General features: G+C 71.6%; 17 protein-coding genes. 10 read left to right on the top strand and 7 right to left on the bottom strand.

Annotation, left to right across the window (positions count from 1 at the left end; all coding sequences use genetic code 11):
• Positions 1-61: 61 nt before the first annotated feature.
• Together ACZ607_RS15925 and ACZ607_RS15920 are read left to right on the top strand one after the other, a co-directional pair.
• Positions 62-1,243, top strand: coding sequence for an ABC transporter ATP-binding protein (locus ACZ607_RS15925; RefSeq protein ID WP_469735280.1), 1,182 nt, complete (start codon positions 62-64; stop codon positions 1,241-1,243).
• The gene (locus ACZ607_RS15920; protein WP_469735279.1) at positions 1,240-2,103 is read left to right on the top strand and encodes an ABC transporter permease; all 864 of its coding nucleotides are present in this window, start codon (positions 1,240-1,242) and stop codon (positions 2,101-2,103) included. Before ACZ607_RS15925 ends, ACZ607_RS15920 begins: the two co-directional genes overlap by 4 nt.
• 16 nt (positions 2,104-2,119) lie before the next feature.
• Here ACZ607_RS15920 and ACZ607_RS15915 read toward each other — a convergent pair whose 3' ends face one another.
• Positions 2,120-2,449, bottom strand: a complete 330-nt coding sequence (locus tag ACZ607_RS15915; protein ID WP_469735278.1) for an ATP/GTP-binding protein — start codon at positions 2,447-2,449, stop codon at positions 2,120-2,122.
• 215 nt (positions 2,450-2,664) lie between these two features.
• Between ACZ607_RS15915 and ACZ607_RS15910 the strand changes: the two genes are divergently transcribed.
• Entirely contained in the window at positions 2,665-3,696 is a 1,032-nt protein-coding gene (locus ACZ607_RS15910; RefSeq protein ID WP_469735277.1) for an LLM class flavin-dependent oxidoreductase, read from the top strand.
• A gap of 97 nt (positions 3,697-3,793) precedes the next feature.
• Here ACZ607_RS15910 and ACZ607_RS15905 read toward each other — a convergent pair whose 3' ends face one another.
• Positions 3,794-4,186: an SCO5389 family protein gene (locus ACZ607_RS15905; protein ID WP_403991596.1), complete on the bottom strand. Its 393-nt coding sequence runs from the start codon at positions 4,184-4,186 to the stop codon at positions 3,794-3,796.
• Positions 4,187-4,443: 257 nt separating this feature from the next.
• Here ACZ607_RS15905 and nucS point away from each other — a divergent pair, with 257 nt between their 5' ends.
• Positions 4,444-5,115: an endonuclease NucS gene (gene nucS / locus ACZ607_RS15900; RefSeq protein WP_099174445.1), complete on the top strand. Its 672-nt coding sequence runs from the start codon at positions 4,444-4,446 to the stop codon at positions 5,113-5,115.
• Positions 5,116-5,177: 62 nt separating this feature from the next.
• On the opposite strand, the gene ACZ607_RS15895 is transcribed toward nucS, so the two are convergent.
• From ACZ607_RS15895 to ACZ607_RS15880, 4 genes are all read right to left on the bottom strand, one after another.
• The gene (locus tag ACZ607_RS15895; RefSeq protein WP_469735276.1) at positions 5,178-7,646 is read right to left on the bottom strand and encodes an ATP-binding protein; all 2,469 of its coding nucleotides are present in this window, start codon (positions 7,644-7,646) and stop codon (positions 5,178-5,180) included.
• Between the two features lie 254 nt (positions 7,647-7,900).
• Complete coding sequence (locus tag ACZ607_RS15890; protein ID WP_073745281.1) at positions 7,901-8,224, bottom strand: STAS domain-containing protein; 324 nt, start codon at positions 8,222-8,224, stop codon at positions 7,901-7,903.
• A gap of 243 nt (positions 8,225-8,467) precedes the next feature.
• Positions 8,468-9,316: a 3-hydroxyacyl-CoA dehydrogenase family protein gene (locus ACZ607_RS15885; RefSeq protein WP_469735275.1), complete on the bottom strand. Its 849-nt coding sequence runs from the start codon at positions 9,314-9,316 to the stop codon at positions 8,468-8,470.
• A gap of 126 nt (positions 9,317-9,442) precedes the next feature.
• Positions 9,443-10,084: a TetR/AcrR family transcriptional regulator gene (locus ACZ607_RS15880; protein ID WP_469735274.1), complete on the bottom strand. Its 642-nt coding sequence runs from the start codon at positions 10,082-10,084 to the stop codon at positions 9,443-9,445.
• A gap of 82 nt (positions 10,085-10,166) precedes the next feature.
• Between ACZ607_RS15880 and ACZ607_RS15875 the strand changes: the two genes are divergently transcribed.
• The 3 genes from ACZ607_RS15875 to ACZ607_RS15865 are packed head-to-tail and all read left to right on the top strand — an operon-like array spanning position 10,167 to position 12,328.
• The gene (locus ACZ607_RS15875; protein WP_469735273.1) at positions 10,167-10,949 is read left to right on the top strand and encodes an ABC transporter ATP-binding protein; all 783 of its coding nucleotides are present in this window, start codon (positions 10,167-10,169) and stop codon (positions 10,947-10,949) included.
• 7 nt (positions 10,950-10,956) lie between these two features.
• Complete coding sequence (locus tag ACZ607_RS15870; RefSeq protein ID WP_469735272.1) at positions 10,957-11,706, top strand: ABC transporter permease; 750 nt, start codon at positions 10,957-10,959, stop codon at positions 11,704-11,706.
• Between the two features lie 49 nt (positions 11,707-11,755).
• A complete protein-coding gene (locus ACZ607_RS15865) occupies positions 11,756-12,328 on the top strand; it encodes a cob(I)yrinic acid a,c-diamide adenosyltransferase (protein ID WP_099174449.1) in 573 nt (190 codons plus the stop codon).
• 1 nt (position 12,329) lies between these two features.
• Here the strand turns inward: ACZ607_RS15865 and ACZ607_RS15860 are convergent, their stop codons facing one another.
• Complete coding sequence (locus ACZ607_RS15860) at positions 12,330-12,923, bottom strand: hypothetical protein (protein WP_469735271.1); 594 nt, start codon at positions 12,921-12,923, stop codon at positions 12,330-12,332.
• A 160-nt stretch (positions 12,924-13,083) separates the two neighbouring features.
• Here ACZ607_RS15860 and ACZ607_RS15855 point away from each other — a divergent pair, with 160 nt between their 5' ends.
• The 3 genes from ACZ607_RS15855 (at position 13,084) to ACZ607_RS15845 (ending at position 16,973) form a co-directional block, all read left to right on the top strand.
• Positions 13,084-14,280 (top strand): sensor histidine kinase, encoded by a 1,197-nt coding sequence (locus ACZ607_RS15855; protein WP_469735270.1) that lies wholly within the window; start codon positions 13,084-13,086, stop codon positions 14,278-14,280.
• Positions 14,277-14,927 carry a response regulator gene (locus ACZ607_RS15850; RefSeq protein ID WP_469735269.1) on the top strand — a complete coding sequence of 217 codons (651 nt, stop codon included), beginning with the start codon at positions 14,277-14,279 and terminating at the stop codon, positions 14,925-14,927. The genes ACZ607_RS15855 and ACZ607_RS15850 overlap by 4 nt, the downstream gene beginning before the upstream one ends.
• Positions 14,928-15,089: 162 nt before the next feature.
• Positions 15,090-16,973 carry a glycosyl hydrolase family 18 protein gene (locus tag ACZ607_RS15845; protein ID WP_469735268.1) on the top strand — a complete coding sequence of 628 codons (1,884 nt, stop codon included), beginning with the start codon at positions 15,090-15,092 and terminating at the stop codon, positions 16,971-16,973.
• Positions 16,974-16,986 lie beyond the last annotated feature (13 nt).

The following is a 16,986-nucleotide window of genomic DNA, read 5'->3' as shown; positions in this document are numbered from 1 at the left end:
GACGGGGGCGTGCGGCCACAGGCCTGGGCCCCGACGACAGATACGTCGATGGGGCTGGAGAATGATCGAGGCAGTCGGCCTGACCAAGCGCTACGGCGCGAAGACGGCCGTGCACAACCTTTCCTTCCAGGTGCGCCCGGGCGCCGTCACGGGTTTCCTCGGTCCCAACGGGTCGGGCAAGTCCACCACCATGCGCATGATGCTGGGCCTGGACCGCCCGACGTCCGGACACGTGACGATCGGCGGCCACGCCTTCCGCAGCCTTCCCAACGCCCCCCGCCAGGTCGGGGCGCTGCTCGACGCCAAGGCCGTGCACGGCGGGCGCAGCGCCCGTAACCACCTGCTGTGCCTGGCCCAGCTGGCGGGGATCCCGGCGGCCCGGGTCGAGGAGGTCCTCGGCGTCGTCGGGCTGCGGGACGTCGCGAAGAAGCGGTCCAAGGGGTATTCCCTGGGGATGGGCCAGCGGCTCGGGATCGCGGCGGCGCTGCTCGGCGACCCGCAGGTGCTGCTCTTCGACGAGCCGGTGAACGGCCTGGACCCGGAGGGCATCCTCTGGGTCCGCAACCTGATGAAGCAGCTGGCCTCGGAGGGCCGTACGGTCTTCGTCTCCAGCCATCTGATGAGCGAGATGGCGGTCACCGCCGACCATCTGATCGTGATCGGGCGCGGGCAGCTGCTCTCCGACATGAGCATCAAGGAGTTCATCTCCGCCAACTCCGCGGACTTCGCCCGGGTGCGGGTCGCGGCCGGTCCGCCGGAGGAGCGGGAGAAGCTGACGGCCTCGCTGACGGAGGCGGGCGGCGGGGTCATGACGGAGCCGGACGGCGCCCTGCGCGTCACCGGTCTGCCGCTCCCCCGCATCAGCGACCTGGCGCACGCCTCCGACGTACGGCTGTGGGAGCTCTCGCCGCACCAGGCGTCGCTGGAGGAGGCGTACATGCGGATGACGCAGTCCGCCGTGGACTACCGCTCGACGGCCGACGCCAAGGAGGGCCTCCAGCCGCCCCCGCCCGGTTACGGGCAGCCCGGCCACATGCCGTTCGGCCCCGAGGGGTACGGGCAGCCCGTGGGCGCGCACCCGGCCCCGCCGGAGGTCCCGCAGCAGAGCTGGTACGCACCGCCGCCCCCGGGACAGAACCCGTACGCCGGCGCACCCGCGCCCGACGCCGCGCCCGCCCCCGCGCCCGCCCCCGCACCCGCGGCGGACCCGGCCGGACGCAAGAGCAGCGAGGACCCCCGATGACGATGCCGCCGCCCCCGCAGACGCACCCGGCCCCGCAGCCGCCGCAGCAGGGCTGGAACGGCGCACCCGGCCCGTACGCCTCGCCGATCCCCGTGCGCACCCCCGGTCTCGGTGACGCGATCGCCTCCGAGTGGACGAAGATCCGCTCCGTGCGCTCCACGATGTGGACGCTCGGCGTGATGATCGTGCTGCTGATCGGCGTCGGGCTGCTCACCGCGTTCGCCGTGAGCCTGTCGGACTCCCCGATGGACGAGACCCCGGTGCTCAGCCTCGGGTTCTTCGGCGTCCTGCTCGGCTCGATCTGCGTGATCACCCTCGGCGTGCTGACCATCGCGTCCGAGTACGGCACCGGGATGATCCGTACGACGCTGACCGCGTGCCCGAGCCGGTCCCGGATCCTCCTCGCGAAGTCGATCGTCTTCTTCCTGCTCGCCTTCACGATCACCACGGTGACCACCGGGATCGTCGGCGTCCTGCAGACGGCCATGCTGGACGGCGCGACACCCGACACCGGCTTCTGGGTGCGCTCCACGGTGGGGATCGGGCTCTACGTCGCGACGCTCGGGCTGCTCTCGCTCGCGCTCGGGGCGATCATCCGGCACTCGGCCGGTGCCATCACCATCATGATCGCGCTGGTGCTGCTCCCGCTGGTGCTGGCGATGTTCATGTTCTCGCCGACCCTGGCCCGTGTGCAGCAGGCGCTGTTCGAGTACTCGATCCCCAACCAGCTCGGGGCGATGTACGACGTGTCGGTGACCGCGTCGGGGCCGACCGGCTGGGAGCCGCTGTTCATCATCCTCGGCGTGACCGCGGTGGCCATGGCCGGCGCCCTGGTGTCGCTGGACCGGCGCGACGTCTGAGCCGGGCGAGCCCCGCTCAGTAGCGCGGGGCGTTCCTGGACCGCTGCACCCGTGTGGTGCGGCGGTCCTTCGCGTTCCAGCAGGCCTTGTGCCAGTGCCTGCGGTCGTCGATCCCGCCGAACTCGGGCCAGGCGACGAGGTGCGGGACGCCGGAGGGGATCTCCTGGTCGCAGCCGGGGCAGCGGTAGCGCTTGCCCGCCGCGCTCGCGCCGCTCACCGGGCGCACCGACCACTCCTCGCCCTGCCAGCTCTCCGTGGCGCCGCCCCCGCCGTACCGCTCCCCCGCGCCTTGGGCGTTGCCGGTAGGACTCTCGCCGCCTCGGGGGCGGTTGCGGCGCGGGGACACGGGACACCTCACGGGGCGGGCACGAGCGGATCGGTCCCGTCCAGCGTAGAGCCACCGGCGCCCGGCCTGTGTCGGGAGTGGCTGGTGAGCATGTGCGGGGCGGGTGGGTAACCGGAAAATCGCAACAACTTCGCCGTGGACCGTGCCTTTGGCACGTGTCAGACGTTGTTGCCAGTGGGGGGACAGCCGCGTCGGCCGTAAGGAGGCAGAAGGCGATGCGCGTAGGAACGTTCGTACTGGCGGCTCAGTTTCCGGGCCAGGGACAGGGTGAGGCCCTGCACCGGGCCGTCCGCTCCGCGGAGGTCGCGGAGGAGTCCGGGCTCGATTCCGTCTGGCTGGCGGAGCACCACTTCGTGCCGTACGGGGTGTGCCCGTCCGCCACGACCCTGGCCGCGCTGCTGCTCGGCCGCACCCGCAGGATCCGCGTCGGCACGGCGGTGAGCGTCCTGCCGAACCAGCACCCCGTGATGCTCGGCGAACAGGCCGCCCTGCTGCACCTGACCAGCGGCGGACGCTTCTCCCTCGGGGTGGGGCGTGGCGGCCCCTGGGTCGATCTGGAGGTGTTCGGAGGCGGTCTCGGGGCGTACGAGCAGGGCTTCCCCGAGGCGCTGGAGCTGCTGCTCGACTGGCTGGGCAAGCCCCGGGTGGCGGGGAGCGGGGAGCGTTACGGCTTCCGTGAGGTGGCCGTGGTGCCGCGTGCCGACGAGCTCCTCGGGGACGGTCCGCCGGGCCCCGAGGTGATCGTCGCCTGCACGTCGCCGAAAAGCGTGAAACTCGCCGCTGAAAAGGGTTTGCCGATGCTCCTCGGGATGCATTGCGGCGACGAGGAGAAGGCCGACATGGTCGCTCTGTGGCGATCGGCGGCCCGGGAGGCCGGTCAGCCGGCGGAGGTCGCGGAGCGAGTAGCACATGTGTCCGCAGGGGTGGCTCAGATCGCCGACGGCCCCGGGGACGCCGTGGAGACGCTCGTGAAGTCGATGCCGGGCTGGCTGCGGCAGGGGCTCGGCGCGCATGTGACGGTCGACAACCGCCACCGGGTGATGCGTGACCCCGTGGCGTACACGGAGTTCCTCTGCGGGCTGCATCCGGTGGGTCCGCCCCGGTTCGCCGCCGACCGGCTGGCGGCCACGGCGGAGCGCACGGGCATCACCCGCTTCGCCCTCATGGTCGAGGGGTCGGGCGATCTCGCCGCGACGGAGACCAATGTGGAGCGGCTGGGCACGGAAGTGCTGCCGTTGCTGAAGTGACCTGTTCACGCTGGTAGTCCTGGTGGTGCGGTGGTGCGGGAGCTGCCGCCCCGGAGCCAGTTGCACCTCCCGCGGCCCGAAGCGGCAGCAGGAGCGTTCAGCAGTCCCGTAGTTCGGGCGACTGGTTGAGCAACTGGCCCCTCACCGAGGTGAACTTGGCCAGTCGGTCGTCGACCGAGGCGTCCAGCGGGAACACCGCGACGCGGTGGCAGTTCTGGAATGCCAGGCGCACTCCGAAGTGCCGCTGCAGCGCGCCGCGTATCGCATCACTCGCGAGCGCACGCAGCAGCTGACCACGTGCCTGCTCGTCCGGCGGGGGCGTCTGGTTGTCGGCGAATTCTCCGCCGTCCACCTTCAGCTGGGCCACCAGGGAGCTGATCATCTCCCATGCGTAGGGCAGGGAGGTCCGGACGCAGTCGACGAAGTCGGCTTCGTCGACCTCGCCTCGCTCGGCCTGTTCCAACAGCGCCGGTGAGACGTCGAGCGACATGGGTTCTCCTCTCGCGACCCCGACAGGTGGCCGGGGCCTTACGGGCAGGGCAGGGTGGCGACGCTGCGTACACAGACGGCGACCTCCTGCTTCCACGGTAAGGGCGCAGTCCGGGCCGCACCAGGAGATTGGGAACACAACCGGCCAATAACGAACGGTCGCAAAGAGGGGCAAGCCAGATCGGCCCCGGTCGGGAGTTGCACCGGAGGCGTACGGGAATCGCGTGGACCAGGGGTCGTCGAGTAGCGTTGCCGACCATGCGTCTCGTCATCGCCCGTTGCTCCGTCGACTACGCGGGCCGGCTCACTGCCCACCTGCCCTCCGCCCCCCGTCTGATCCTGGTGAAGGCGGACGGCAGCGTCTCGATCCACGCCGACGACCGGGCGTACAAACCTCTCAACTGGATGTCCCCGCCGTGCACCCTGAAGGAGGGCGCCGACGACAACGAGGGCGTCTGGACCGTGGTCAACAAAGCGGGCGAGAAACTGATCATCACGATGGAGGAGATCCTCCACGACTCGTCCCATGAGCTGGGTGTCGACCCGGGGCTGATCAAGGACGGTGTGGAGGCGCACCTCCAGGAGCTGCTCGCCGACCGCATCGAGACGATCGGCGAGGGCTACACCCTGATCCGCCGCGAGTACCCGACCGCGATCGGCCCGGTGGACATCCTGTGCCGGGACGCGGACGGTGCGACGGTGGCCGTGGAGCTGAAGCGGCGGGGCGACATCGACGGTGTGGAGCAGCTGACCCGTTATCTGGAGCTGCTCAACCGGGATCCGCATCTGGCGCCGGTGCGGGGTGTGTTCGCGGCGCAGGAGATCAAGCCGCAGGCGCGGGTGCTGGCGACGGACCGCGGGATCGGGTGCCTGGTCCTGGACTACGACGCGATGCGCGGCATCGAGGACGACAAGCTGCGGCTGTTCTGACCCCGGGGCGCGGGAACGCCGTACGGGCCCGGATTCCGGGCCCGTACGGCGTTCCCGCGCTCTCAGGCGGTCGTCGGGGAGGCGGATCCCTCCTCGGTCGCCGACGCGGTGACGGTCTCGGCCGGGCCGCTCGCGGAGTCGGACATGGAGGGTTCCGTGGTCGTCTCCGACTCCGACGGGGTCGGGTCCGGGGACTCGGGGTCGGTCGGCGTCTCGCTCGGGGTCTCGGTGTCGGGCGGGGTGGTCGGCGTCTTCGTGGGCTTCTTCGTCGGTGAGGGGCTGTCCTGGGTCGGCCGGTCGCTGGGGCTGCCGCTCGACGAGGCGCTGGTCTCCGGGCTGGTGCCGGGGCCGGAGGTGCCCGGGGAGGGGCTGTCGCTCGCGGACGGGGAGGCGGTGCCGGACGGTCCGGGGGACGCGGAGCCGTCGCCGTCCGTGTCCTCGTCGGTGGCCGTGTCGTCGGCGGGCTCGTCCGCGGGGAGGCCGTTGTCGCTGTCGTCCTCGTTCGCCGACTGTTCGGTCGTGACGTTCTGCCCGTCGGGCTCCTCGCTCCCCGAGGTGGCGCCGAGGGTGACCACGGTGCCGAGGACGGCCGCCAGCAGCGCGCCCGCGCCCACCGCGACGAGATTGCGCCGGGCACCCCTGAGCACGCCGATGCGTCCGCCGGGCGGGCCGGGGAGCGGCGGGTCCTGACGGGCGATCAGGGTCGCGGAGGTGTCGGTCAGCCGGGGGAAGAGGGGCTTGGGCTCCGGGATGCCGCCGGAGGCCGGGACCGGCTCGTCGTGGCGCGGGAGCGGCACCTCATCGCCGGCCGGGGCGCTGTGGATCGGTTCGCCCGAGCGGTCCGCGACGAGGGCGAGCGCCCGGCGTCCGGCCACCGCGCCGGGCTTGTCGGCGAGCGCCCCGCGCATGCCGATGGACGTCTCCAGCTCGGCCCTGGCCCGGTCCAGCTGGCCGGCGCAGAGCGCGAGGACGCCCAACTCATGGTGGAAGTAGGCCTCCTCCGCCACCTCGCCGGCGATCCGTGCGGCCTCCTGGCCCGCCCTGAGGGCCTTCTCCCAGGCGCCCCACTGCATCCCCGCCGCGAAGGCCGGAGCGGCGCTGCGGGCGAGCAGGACGGCCACGCTGGCCTGTCCCGGTGCCTCGCCGGGCACCAGGCGGGTCATGGACGCCAGGAGCGCGTCCGCCTCGGCGACCGCGCGCTCCGGGGTGACGGAGGGGTGCCCCGCCCACCAGGTGTAGTGCTGGGCGGCGCTGCGGGCGTGCGCGTCCGCGGTCTCGTCGTATCCGCTCGCCTCCAGCTGGGCGAGGACGCCGGCGGCCAGCCGGTAGCGGGAACCGGCCGGGGAGAGCAGTCCGCTGAGGGCCAGTTCACCCAGGGCCGCGTCGGCGTGGGTGTCGCCCACGAGGGCAGGCAGGTGCGCCTGGTGGGGCACCTCACCGCCCAGCGCGACGGCGAAGCGCAGGGTTTCGCGGGCGGCCTCGCTGAGCCGGGAGGCGAGCAGGGCGGCGGGCGCGGCGCCCTCGCCGAGGCTGGGCAGCGGGAGGCCGGCGGGCTCGACCCGGCCGAAGGGGGCGTCGGCAGGGTCGTCCTCGTAGCCGTCGAAGGCGTCCTGGCCGGCGCGCAGGTCGTCGCGCTGGCGCAGCAGGGCGCCGGCCTGGACGAAACGCAGCGGCAGTCCTTCGGACTCGAACCAGAGGTCTCCCGCCCAGTTCGCCTCCTCGTCGGTGAGCGCGCGCTCGACGACGTGTTCCATCAGCTCGATCGAGGCGCCGCGGCCGAGACCGGTGAGGAAGACCTCCTCGAGGTTCGCGTCGGCCGCGGGGGCGGAGACGTCGGGGGTCACGGCGAAGAGGAACGCGCACTCCGGGGTGGCGTCGAGCAGCTCCTGGAGCGCGGCGCCGCCGAGCTCCAGGTCGTCGACGACCACGACGGCCCCGATGCCGCGGACGAGCGCGAGGAGCCCCTCACGGTCGGGCCGGTGCAGCGGGGCGCGGTGGACGGCCTCGAAGAGCCCGTGGAGCAGCTCGGCGGCGGTCCGCTTGTAGCCGGAGAGCCGTACGACGCCGTCCGGTGCCAGGTCCGCGCAGTCGGCCGCGACGGCGTCCAGGAGCGCCGTACGTCCCGAACCGGCGGGCCCGGTGAGGCACACGGAACGGCCCCGGGCGAGCAGCCGGACCAGCCGTTCGCGCTCCTCCTGGCGTTCCAGGAGGGGCATCTGCGGCGCGGGCGGCCCCGGGGGTACGGGCGGCGCGGCGGCGCGCTCGCGCTCCACACGCTGGGCGGCGGTGTGCCGTACGGGCGCGTCGGGGAGCTCACCCGGCCGGCAGGGCTCGATCTCGCTGCCGTCGACCGGATTGACGGTGAGCAGGAAGTCACCCGATATCAGCTGCACCGTGCGCGGCTGCTGGGATACCTGGTGCCCGAGGTCGGGCGTCAGCGGGTCGCGGGACTGCCGCCGCCGCCCGGCGTCGTCGCCGGACCGGTCGGTGCCGTGGCCGTACTCTTCCGGTCCCCGGTTGATCGGGTCCATCGTCAAAGTCCCCCAGACGCGCAGTGCGCGGTAGCCCCCTCCGGCCTCGCACGCCCCGCTGTCGCTGTCGCTCCCGGTCCGGTGTCCGCCGGTGGGTCTCTTCGATCGGCTGACGGCCGAACCCTAAACCTTCGCACAGTATCTACGAACCGGCGGGGGGCCGCGCGGCCCGCGACATCACGTTCTCGTGAGGATTGTGCGTGTATCGCCGCCGAAGGGCGCTCCGCCCGGACCGCGGGACTCCCGCACACGCCTCAGACGCGTGGCAGGGAGTCGGCGGCGATCCCGCCTTCGATGGCCAGGATCCTGTGCAGCCTCGTCGCCACCAGCAGGCGCTGCATCTGCGGCGGTACGCCGCGCAGCACCAGCCGCCGGCCGGCACGCCCGGCTCTGCGGTGCGCGCCCATGATGACGCCGAGTCCGGTGGCGTCCCAGGAGTCGAGCTCGGTCAGGTTCAGCACGAGATCGCCGGCTCCGTCGTCGACGGCCGAGTGCAGAACCGTACGGGCGTCCGCCGCGCTTCGGACGTCGAGGCGGCCCCCGACGACCAGCTCGGCGTGGTCGCCCCTGATGTGCATATGCGCTCCCCGGAAGTACTCCGCAGCTAGGTCGGTCTGTCTTTTTCTCTTTCTTCCTCTGCCACAACTGACTGCCGCAGCGACAGGGAAGTTGCCGTCTGTAAGCGAACCGATACCGAATTCACCCCGAGGGGTGAACAAGGTCCGCCGGTACCCGCCGGATCCGCGCGCCGGACGGCAACGGATCCCGGGATCCCCGGCTCTGACTGACGGCACATCAGGCAGCCGGGGACCCGGTCGTGATCAGTAGGCGTAGAAGCCCTGCCCGCTCTTGCGCCCGATGTCACCTGCGTCGACCATCCGGCGCATCAGCTCGGGAGCGGCGAACTTCTCGTCCTGGGACTCGGTGTAGATGTTGCCCGTGGCGTGCAGCAGGATGTCCACGCCGGTCATGTCGGCCGTGGCGAGCGGGCCCATGGCGTGGCCGAAGCCCAGCTTGCACGCGGTGTCGATGTCCTCGGCCGAGGCGACGCCCGACTCGTACAGCTTGGCCGCCTCGACGACCAGCGCCGAGATCAGCCGGGTGGTGACGAAGCCCGCCACGTCACGGTTGACGACGATGCAGGTCTTGCCCACGGACTCGGCGAACTCCCGCGCGGTGGCGAGTGTTTCGTCGCTGGTCTTGTAGCCGCGTACCAGCTCGCAGAGCTGCATCATCGGCACCGGCGAGAAGAAGTGCACACCGACGACCCGCTCCGGGCGCTCCGTCACGGCCGCGATCTTGGTGATCGGGATGGCGGAGGTGTTGGAGGCGAGGACGGCGTCCTCCCGTACGACCTTGTCGAGCGTACGGAAGATCTCGTGCTTGACCTCGAGCTTCTCGAAGACGGCCTCGACGACGACGTCGGCGTCGGCCACCGCGTCCAGGTCGGTGGTCGTGGTGATGCGGGCGAGTGCGGCCTCGGCGTCGGACGCCTCCAGCTTGCCCTTGGCGACGAACTTGCCGTAACTGGCCTCGATGCCACCGCGCCCGCGGGCCAGGGCCTCGTCGGTGACGTCACGCAGCACGACGTCCCAGCCCGCCTGGGCGGAGACCTGCGCGATACCGGACCCCATGAGTCCGGCGCCGATGACGGCGAGCTTCCTGGCCACGTTTCGCACCCCAATGCTTCTCGTTCGTTGCTTGCTCTCCGGCGGAGATTAGTACCCGTGAGGGGCCGTGAGGCCCCGAAGAGATGCGCGTCACGTCTCACATGACGGACATCACACCGGCCGGTGTCACCCGGCGGCGCGCCGCGCGTAGTTGAGGACCTTCTCGCCGAGGAGGTCCTCCATGTCGTCGAGCAGGACGAGCGCGTCACGCGAGACCTCGTTCGTGCCCCGGCCGGCGACCATCTCTCCGCCGATGTACGCCATGAGCGTGCTGTGCACCCAGGAGAGCTGACCGGCCACCAGGACCGGCGCCTGGTCGCCCGGCTCCGCCCCCGCCTCCTCGCGCAGGGTGCCCATCAGATGGAGCTGGGCCTCCTGCCCGATGTGCCAGAGGCGGGCCTTGAGGGTGTCGGCGCCCTCGATGACCCGCATGAAGTGCGCGTAGCCGTCGATGAGACCGACCGTCGGCGAGACGCCCTCCACCTGGATCCGCAGTTCGCGCAGGACGGCCTCGGCGGCGGACTCCCCCGCGTCACGGCCCCGGACGTAGCGCGAGAGCCGGTCGACGATGCCCCGGCTGCGGTCCAGGAAGAGGTCCTCCTTGGCCGGGAAGTAGTTGTACACCGTGTTCACCGAGACGTCGGCGGCCTCGGCGATCTCGGCGATCGTGACCGCGTCGAAGCCCCGCTCGACGAAGAGCCCGGTGGCCACGTCCGAGAGGTGCTGTCTCGTCCGGCGCTTCTTCCGCTCCCGCAGTCCCTCAGCCATGGACCCATCGTACGGATGCCGTGGTGCCGCTGAAACTTTGGAGGCATTGCAATTTTTCAGTCGCTCTGTTTTTGTGGTCACCATGCCAATCATCAGCACGTCCGGGCTCGCCCGGACCTTCACCACCAAGGCGGGGCCGGTCCACGCCGTGCGCTCGGTCGACCTGGCCGTCATGCCCGGGGAGATCGTCGGCCTGCTGGGCCCCAACGGCGCGGGCAAGACCACCACCCTGCGGATGCTCACCACGCTGCTGGCCCCCACCGGCGGCGCGGCCACCGTCGCGGGCCGCGACCTGACCGGGGACCCGGCGGGCGTCCGCGAGAAGTGCGGTTACGTCGCCCAGTCCGGCGGGGTGGACCCGCACATCGCCGTGCGGGAGGAGCTGGTCACCCAGGGGCGGCTGTACCGGCTGGGCAAGGCGGACGCGATCGCGCGGGCGGACGAGCTCGCCGCGCACCTCGGCCTCGGCGAGCTGCTCGACCGCAGGACGGCCGCGCTCTCCGGCGGCCAGCGGCGCCGCCTCGACATCGCGATGGGCCTCACCCACCGGCCGGAGGTGCTCTTCCTCGACGAGCCGACCACCGGGCTCGACCCGGGCAGCCGGGAGGACCTGTGGGACCTGGTCCGGGGGCTGCGCGACGACTTCGGCACGACGGTCGTGCTCACCACCCACTACCTCGACGAGGCCGACGCCCTCGCGGACCGGCTGGTCGTCATCGACGGCGGCCTGGTCGTCGCCGAGGGCGCGCCCTCGGCTCTGAAGACCGAGCACGCCGGCTCGCCCGACGCGTCGCTCCACGACACCTTCCTCGCGATCACCGGGCGCACCCCGGCCGCCGCCGATCCCGCCCCCGTCGCCGTATAGGACCCCCATGCTGATCCACGACACCTCGCTGATCTTCGGCCGGTACGTCCGGCAGACCCTGCGCTCCCGGTTCCAGATCTTCTTCGGGATCCTGATGCCGCTGCTCTACCTGCTCTTCTTCGGCCCGCTCCTCACGGGTCTCCCGCTCGGCTCCACCGGTGACTCCTGGCAGGTCCTGGTGCCCGGACTGCTCCTTCAACTGGCGCTCTTCGGTGCCTCGTTCACCGGTTTCGCGATCATCATCGAGCAGTCGACCGGGGTGGTCGAGCGCATGCGTGTGACCCCCGTCAGCCGTCTGGCGCTCCTGCTGGGACGGGTCCTGCGGGACGCGCTGCTCTTCATGTTCCAGGCCGTGCTGCTGGTGCTCGCCGCACTGGCCATGGGGCTGCGCGCCCCGCTGCCCGGGGTGCTCATCGGCTTCGGCTTCGTGGGCCTGCTGACCGTCTCGCTGGCCTCGCTGTCGTACGCCCTGGCCATGAAGGTGCGGACGCCGCAGGAGTTCGGGCCGGTGATCAACTCGCTCACCATGCCGGCCATGCTGCTCTCCGGGCTGATGCTGCCGATGACGCTCGGCCCGGCCTGGCTGGACGTCCTGTCGCACTTCACGCCGTTCCGCTACCTGGTGGACGCGGTGCGGGACGCCTACGTCGGCTCGTACGCCACGGCGCACATGCTGTACGGGGTCCTGGTGGCGCTCGCGTTCGCCCTTCTGGCCGTGACGGTGGGCACACGCGTCTTCCGCAGGGCCGGAGCATAGGAGGGCCTCTCGTTCGGGTCAGGCCGGGCGAAAGACCTACCCTGGCCCCATGGTCAATCTGACGCGCATCTACACCCGTACCGGCGACAAGGGCACCACCGCCCTCGGCGACATGAGCCGGACCGCCAAGACCGATCTGCGGATCTCGGCGTACGCCGACGCCAACGAGGCCAATGCCGTCATCGGCACGGCCGTCGCGCTCGGGAACCTCCCCGAGGACGTGGTGAAGGTCCTCGTCCGCGTACAGAACGACCTGTTCGACGTGGGCGCGGACCTGTCGACGCCGGTGGTGGAGAACCCGGAGTACCCGCCGCTGCGGGTGGAGCAGTCGTACGTCGACAAGCTGGAGGCGGACTGCGACACCTTCCTGGAGGAGCTGGAGAAGCTCCGCAGCTTCATCCTTCCGGGCGGAACCCCGGGGGCGGCGCTGCTGCACCAGGCCTGCACCGTCGTCCGGCGGGCGGAGCGGTCCACCTGGGCGGCGCTGGAGGTGCACGGCGAGGTCATGAACGCGCTGACGGCGACCTATCTCAACCGCCTCTCCGACCTCCTGTTCATCCTCGCCAGGACGGCGAACAAGGAGGTCGGGGACGTGCTGTGGGTGCCGGGCGGCGAGCGCTGAGTCAGCGGCCGGCCCCGACCCGGTTCTCAGGTCCCTCCGGTCCCTCCGGTTCCCGCGGCCCCTTCGGTTCCCGCTTCGGCGCGACGGTGTAGCCCACGGCGATGATCAGGTTGATCCCGATCACCCAGAGCATCTTCTGCTGCCACATCCGCAGCGATCCGGTGTCGCCGTCCGCGCCGACGTAGAGGACCGCCGCCTGGAGCAGGGCCGTCGCCGTCACCGCGGCGACCGTCCAGCGGGCGGCGGTGCGCCACTCGTGGGCGGCCCGTGCCATCCCGTACTTCGGGGGCCGCACCGGCGGCGGGCCGCCCGCGAAGCGGTGGGCGACCCTGGCGTCGACCCACGTGATGGTGGAGTGGCCGAGCCCCACCGTGAAGCCGATGTAGACGGCGGCCAGGCCGTGCTTCCAGTCCGGCTCGGCGCCGTTCTTCAGGTCGACGGCCGTCACCACCAGCAGGACCACCTCCAGCAGGGGCTCGCACAGCAGCACGGCGGCCCCCAGCCGGGGCTTCCGCGCCACGTACCGCAGCGCGAGCCCGGCGGCCAGCAGCACCCAGAAGCCCACCTCGCAGAGCACGATCAGTGTGACGATCACGGCGCATCCCCTTCCGGTCCCTCCGGTCCCCTCCAGCCTCCCTTCCGTACGGCGGCGGGTCGTCGTCAGCAGTGACGAAACGTGACTGCATCCTTCGATGTACTCGCACCTCACCCCGCGTACGGACGAGACGCCGGCCCATGCCGTGTTGGATGGACGGGTGTTCACCTCTCCGCGCCCGCACCGCCATGACGTACTGATCGCGGTGACCGGGCTGACCGGCGGGCTGGTGCTCTGGGCGGCCGGGCTGCACACCCAGGGCGGCAGGCCCCTCGGCGCGCACTGGGTGGCGCTCGTGCCGCTCGTGGTGACGGCCGCCCTGGAGCTGCTGCGCCGGAGCCGCCCGCAGACCGCGGTCGCGCTCGGGACACTCGCGCTGGTCGCCGACCAGTTCACTACGGGCAGCCTGGCGACGCTCCTGATGTACACCGACCTCGTGTACGCGGCCGTGGTCTACGGGACCCCGGCCGCCGCCCGGCGGCTCCCGGTGGCCACCTTCCTGGTCACGGTCGCGGTCACCACCGGGTTCTTCGCCTGGTTCCGGACCCCCGAGGCCCTGCTGATCGCCGTGGCGACCGGACTGGTCCTCTTCGCCCCCGCGCTCACCGGGGTCAGCGTGCGCAACCACCGGGAGGCCGCCGAGGCGGCCCGGCTGCGCGCCGACCAGACCGCGCTGCTGGCCGAGATGGACCGGGTGCAGGCGGTGACCGCCGAGCGCTCCCGGATGGCCCGCGAGCTGCACGACCTGGTCGCCAACCACCTCTCCGCGATCGCCATCCACTCCACGGCCGCGCTCTCCATCGACGATCCGGGCACCTCCCGCGAGGCCCTCGGGGTGATCCGGCGGAACAGCGTCGAAGGGCTGGCCGAGATGCGGCGGCTGATCGGGCTGCTGAGGGAGAACGGCGCGGCCGGCCCGCCGGCCGCCGCTCCGACCCTCGCCTCGCTGGACGCCCTCGTCTCGCAGGCGGGCGCGAACTCCGCGTCCAGCGGGCTCACCGTCACCCTGGAGGACGGCCGCGAGGAGTCAGGGCCGCTGCCCGCGCCGGTGGAGCTGGCGGCGTACCGGATCGTGCAGGAGTCGCTGACCAATGCGCTGAAGCACGCGGCGCCCGGCCCGGTGACGGTCCGGCTGGCGCGCTCGCGCGAGGTGCTGACGGTGGAGGTGAGCAGTGCGCTCGACGAGCGGCCGCCCCCGCGCGCGCCCGGTTCCGGGGCCGGTCTGGTGGGGATGCGGGAGCGGGTGGCGCTGCTGGGCGGGACCATCGGGGCGGGGCCCGAACCCTGCGGTGACGGCACGGAGATCTGGCTGGTGCGGGCCGAACTGCCCGTCGAGGAAAGGACGTACCGGACATGACGATCCGGGTGCTGGTCGCCGAGGACCAGTCGGCGGTGCGCGCGGGGCTGGTGCTGATCCTGGGCAGCGCGCCGGACATCGAGGTCGTGGGCGAGGCGGCCGACGGTGAGGAGGCCGTGCGTCTGGCGCGTGAACTGCGCCCGGACCTGGTGCTGATGGACGTACAGATGCCCCGGCTCGACGGGGTGTCGGCGACCCGCCAGGTGGTGGCGGAGCGGCTGGCCGACGTGCTGGTGCTGACCACGTTCGATCTGGACGAGTACGTCTTCGGCGCGCTGCGCGCGGGCGCGTCGGGCTTCCTGCTGAAGAACACCGACGCCGGGGACCTGCTCGACGCGGTGCGCACGGTGGCGCGTGGCGAGGGCATGATCGCCCCGGCCGTCACCCGCCGGCTGATCGAGGAGTTCGCCGGGAGCACCGTTCCGCGCAGGACCGGCGGGCCGGGCCGCGAGGTCCTGGACGCGCTGACGCGCCGGGAGCGGGAGGTGCTGGGCTGCCTGGGCGAGGGGCTGTCGAACGCGGAGATCGCGGAGCGGCTCCGGATGGCGGAGGCGACGGCGAAGACCCATGTCAGCAGGCTCCTGGGAAAGCTGGAGCTGCGCAGCAGGGTCCAAGCGGCGGTGCTGGCTCAGGAGTTGGGCCTCTGACACCTGGGCGGGGTTCTTTGGTCCAGACCTCTTGACGATTGGTCCAGACCTTCCTAATCTCACCGGACACACTGCGGTGAGTACGCCATGACACAGCGAGCTCAGGGCGACGCAGGGTTTGACGGACCATCCCGATTGCCGGACCTCACCCGAGGAGCACCGTTGAGCACTGACACCCCCGTACGCCTCTCCCGGTTCAGACGGAGACCCACAGCCCGTACAGCCATCAGGTCCAGGACGGTCGCGGGTCTCACCGCGCTGCTGCTCCCGCTCGCCGCGATGGTCGGACTGGCCTCCCCCGCCGAGGCCGCCACCTCGGCGACCGCCACCTACGTCAAGAAGTCCGACTGGGGCACCGGCTTCGAAGGCCAGTGGACGGTCAAGAACACCGGCACGACCGCCCTGTCCTCCTGGACGATCGAGTGGGACTTCCCCTCCGGCACCGCGGTCGGCTCCGCCTGGGACGCCTCCGTCACCAGCTCCGGAACCCACTGGACCGCCAAGAACCTCGGCTGGAACGGTACGGTCGCCCCCGGGGCCAGCATCAGCTTCGGCTTCAACGGCACCGGCTCCGGCTCCCCCGCCGGGTGCAAGCTGAACGGCGCCTCCTGTGACGGCGGCCCCACCGTCCCCGGCGACAACCCGCCGTCCAAGCCCGGCACCCCGACCGCGAGCAACGTGACGGACACCTCGGCGAAGATCAGCTGGACCGCCGCGACCGACGACAAGGGCGTCAAGAACTACGACGTCCTGCGCGACGGCGCCAAGGTCGCCACGGTCACCACGACGACGTACACGGACACCGGCCTCACCAAGGGCACCGACTACTCCTACACGGTGCAGGCCCGTGACACCGCCGACCAGACCGGCCCGGTCAGCGCCTCCGTCGCCGTCCGCACCACCGGCACGACCGACCCGGGCCCCGGCACCGGCGACAAGGTCAACCTCGGCTACTTCACCGAGTGGGGCGTCTACGGGCGCAACTACCACGTGAAGAACCTCGTGACCTCCGGCTCCGCCGCGAAGATCACGCACATCAACTACGCGTTCGGCAACGTCCAGGGCGGCAAGTGCACCATCGGTGACGCCTACGCCGACTACGACAAGGCCTACACCGCCGACCAGTCGGTCGACGGCGTCGCCGACACCTGGGACCAGCCGCTGCGCGGCAACTTCAACCAGCTGCGCAAGCTCAAGGCGAAGTACCCCAACATCAAGGTCATCTGGTCCTTCGGCGGCTGGACCTGGTCCGGCGGCTTCGGCGCCGCCGCCCAGAACCCGGCCGCGTTCGCCCAGTCCTGCTACGACCTGGTGGAGGACCCCCGCTGGGCCGATGTCTTCGACGGCATCGACATCGACTGGGAGTACCCCAACGCCTGCGGCCTCACCTGCGACACCAGCGGACCCGCCGCGCTGAAGAACCTCTCCTCGGCGCTGCGCACCAAGTTCGGCTCGAAGAACCTGGTCACCGCGGCGATCACCGCGGACGGCTCGACGGGCGGCAAGATCGACGCCGCCGACTACGCGGGCGCCTCGGCGTACTTCGACTGGTACAACGTGATGACGTACGACTTCTTCGGCGCCTGGGACGCCAAGGGTCCGACGGCCCCGCACTCCCCGCTGACCTCGTACAGCGGCATCCCGAAGGACGGGTTCAACTCCGCCGCCGCCATCGCCAAGCTGAAGGCCCAGGGCGTCCCGGCGAAGAAGCTCCTGCTCGGCATCGGCTTCTACGGCCGCGGCTGGACCGGCGTCACCCAGGCGGCACCCGGCGGTACGGCGACCGGGGCGGCCCCGGGGACGTACGAGGCGGGCATCGAGGACTACAAGGTCCTGAAGAACAGCTGCCCGGCCACCGGCACGATCGCCGGCACCGCCTACGCCCACTGCGGCACCAACTGGTGGAGCTACGACACCCCGGCGACCATCACGTCCAAGATGGCCTGGGCGAACAGCCAGGGCCTGGGCGGGGCGTTCTTCTGGGAGTTCAGCGGCGACACCGCCAACGGTGAACTGGTGAGCGCGATGGACAGCGGCCTCAACTAACCGCGCCAGGTCA

Source organism: Streptomyces sp. NPDC104381, assembly GCF_055583745.1.
The sequence above is the reverse complement of the archived record's forward strand: the minus strand, read 5'-3'. Positions and strand labels throughout refer to the sequence as shown.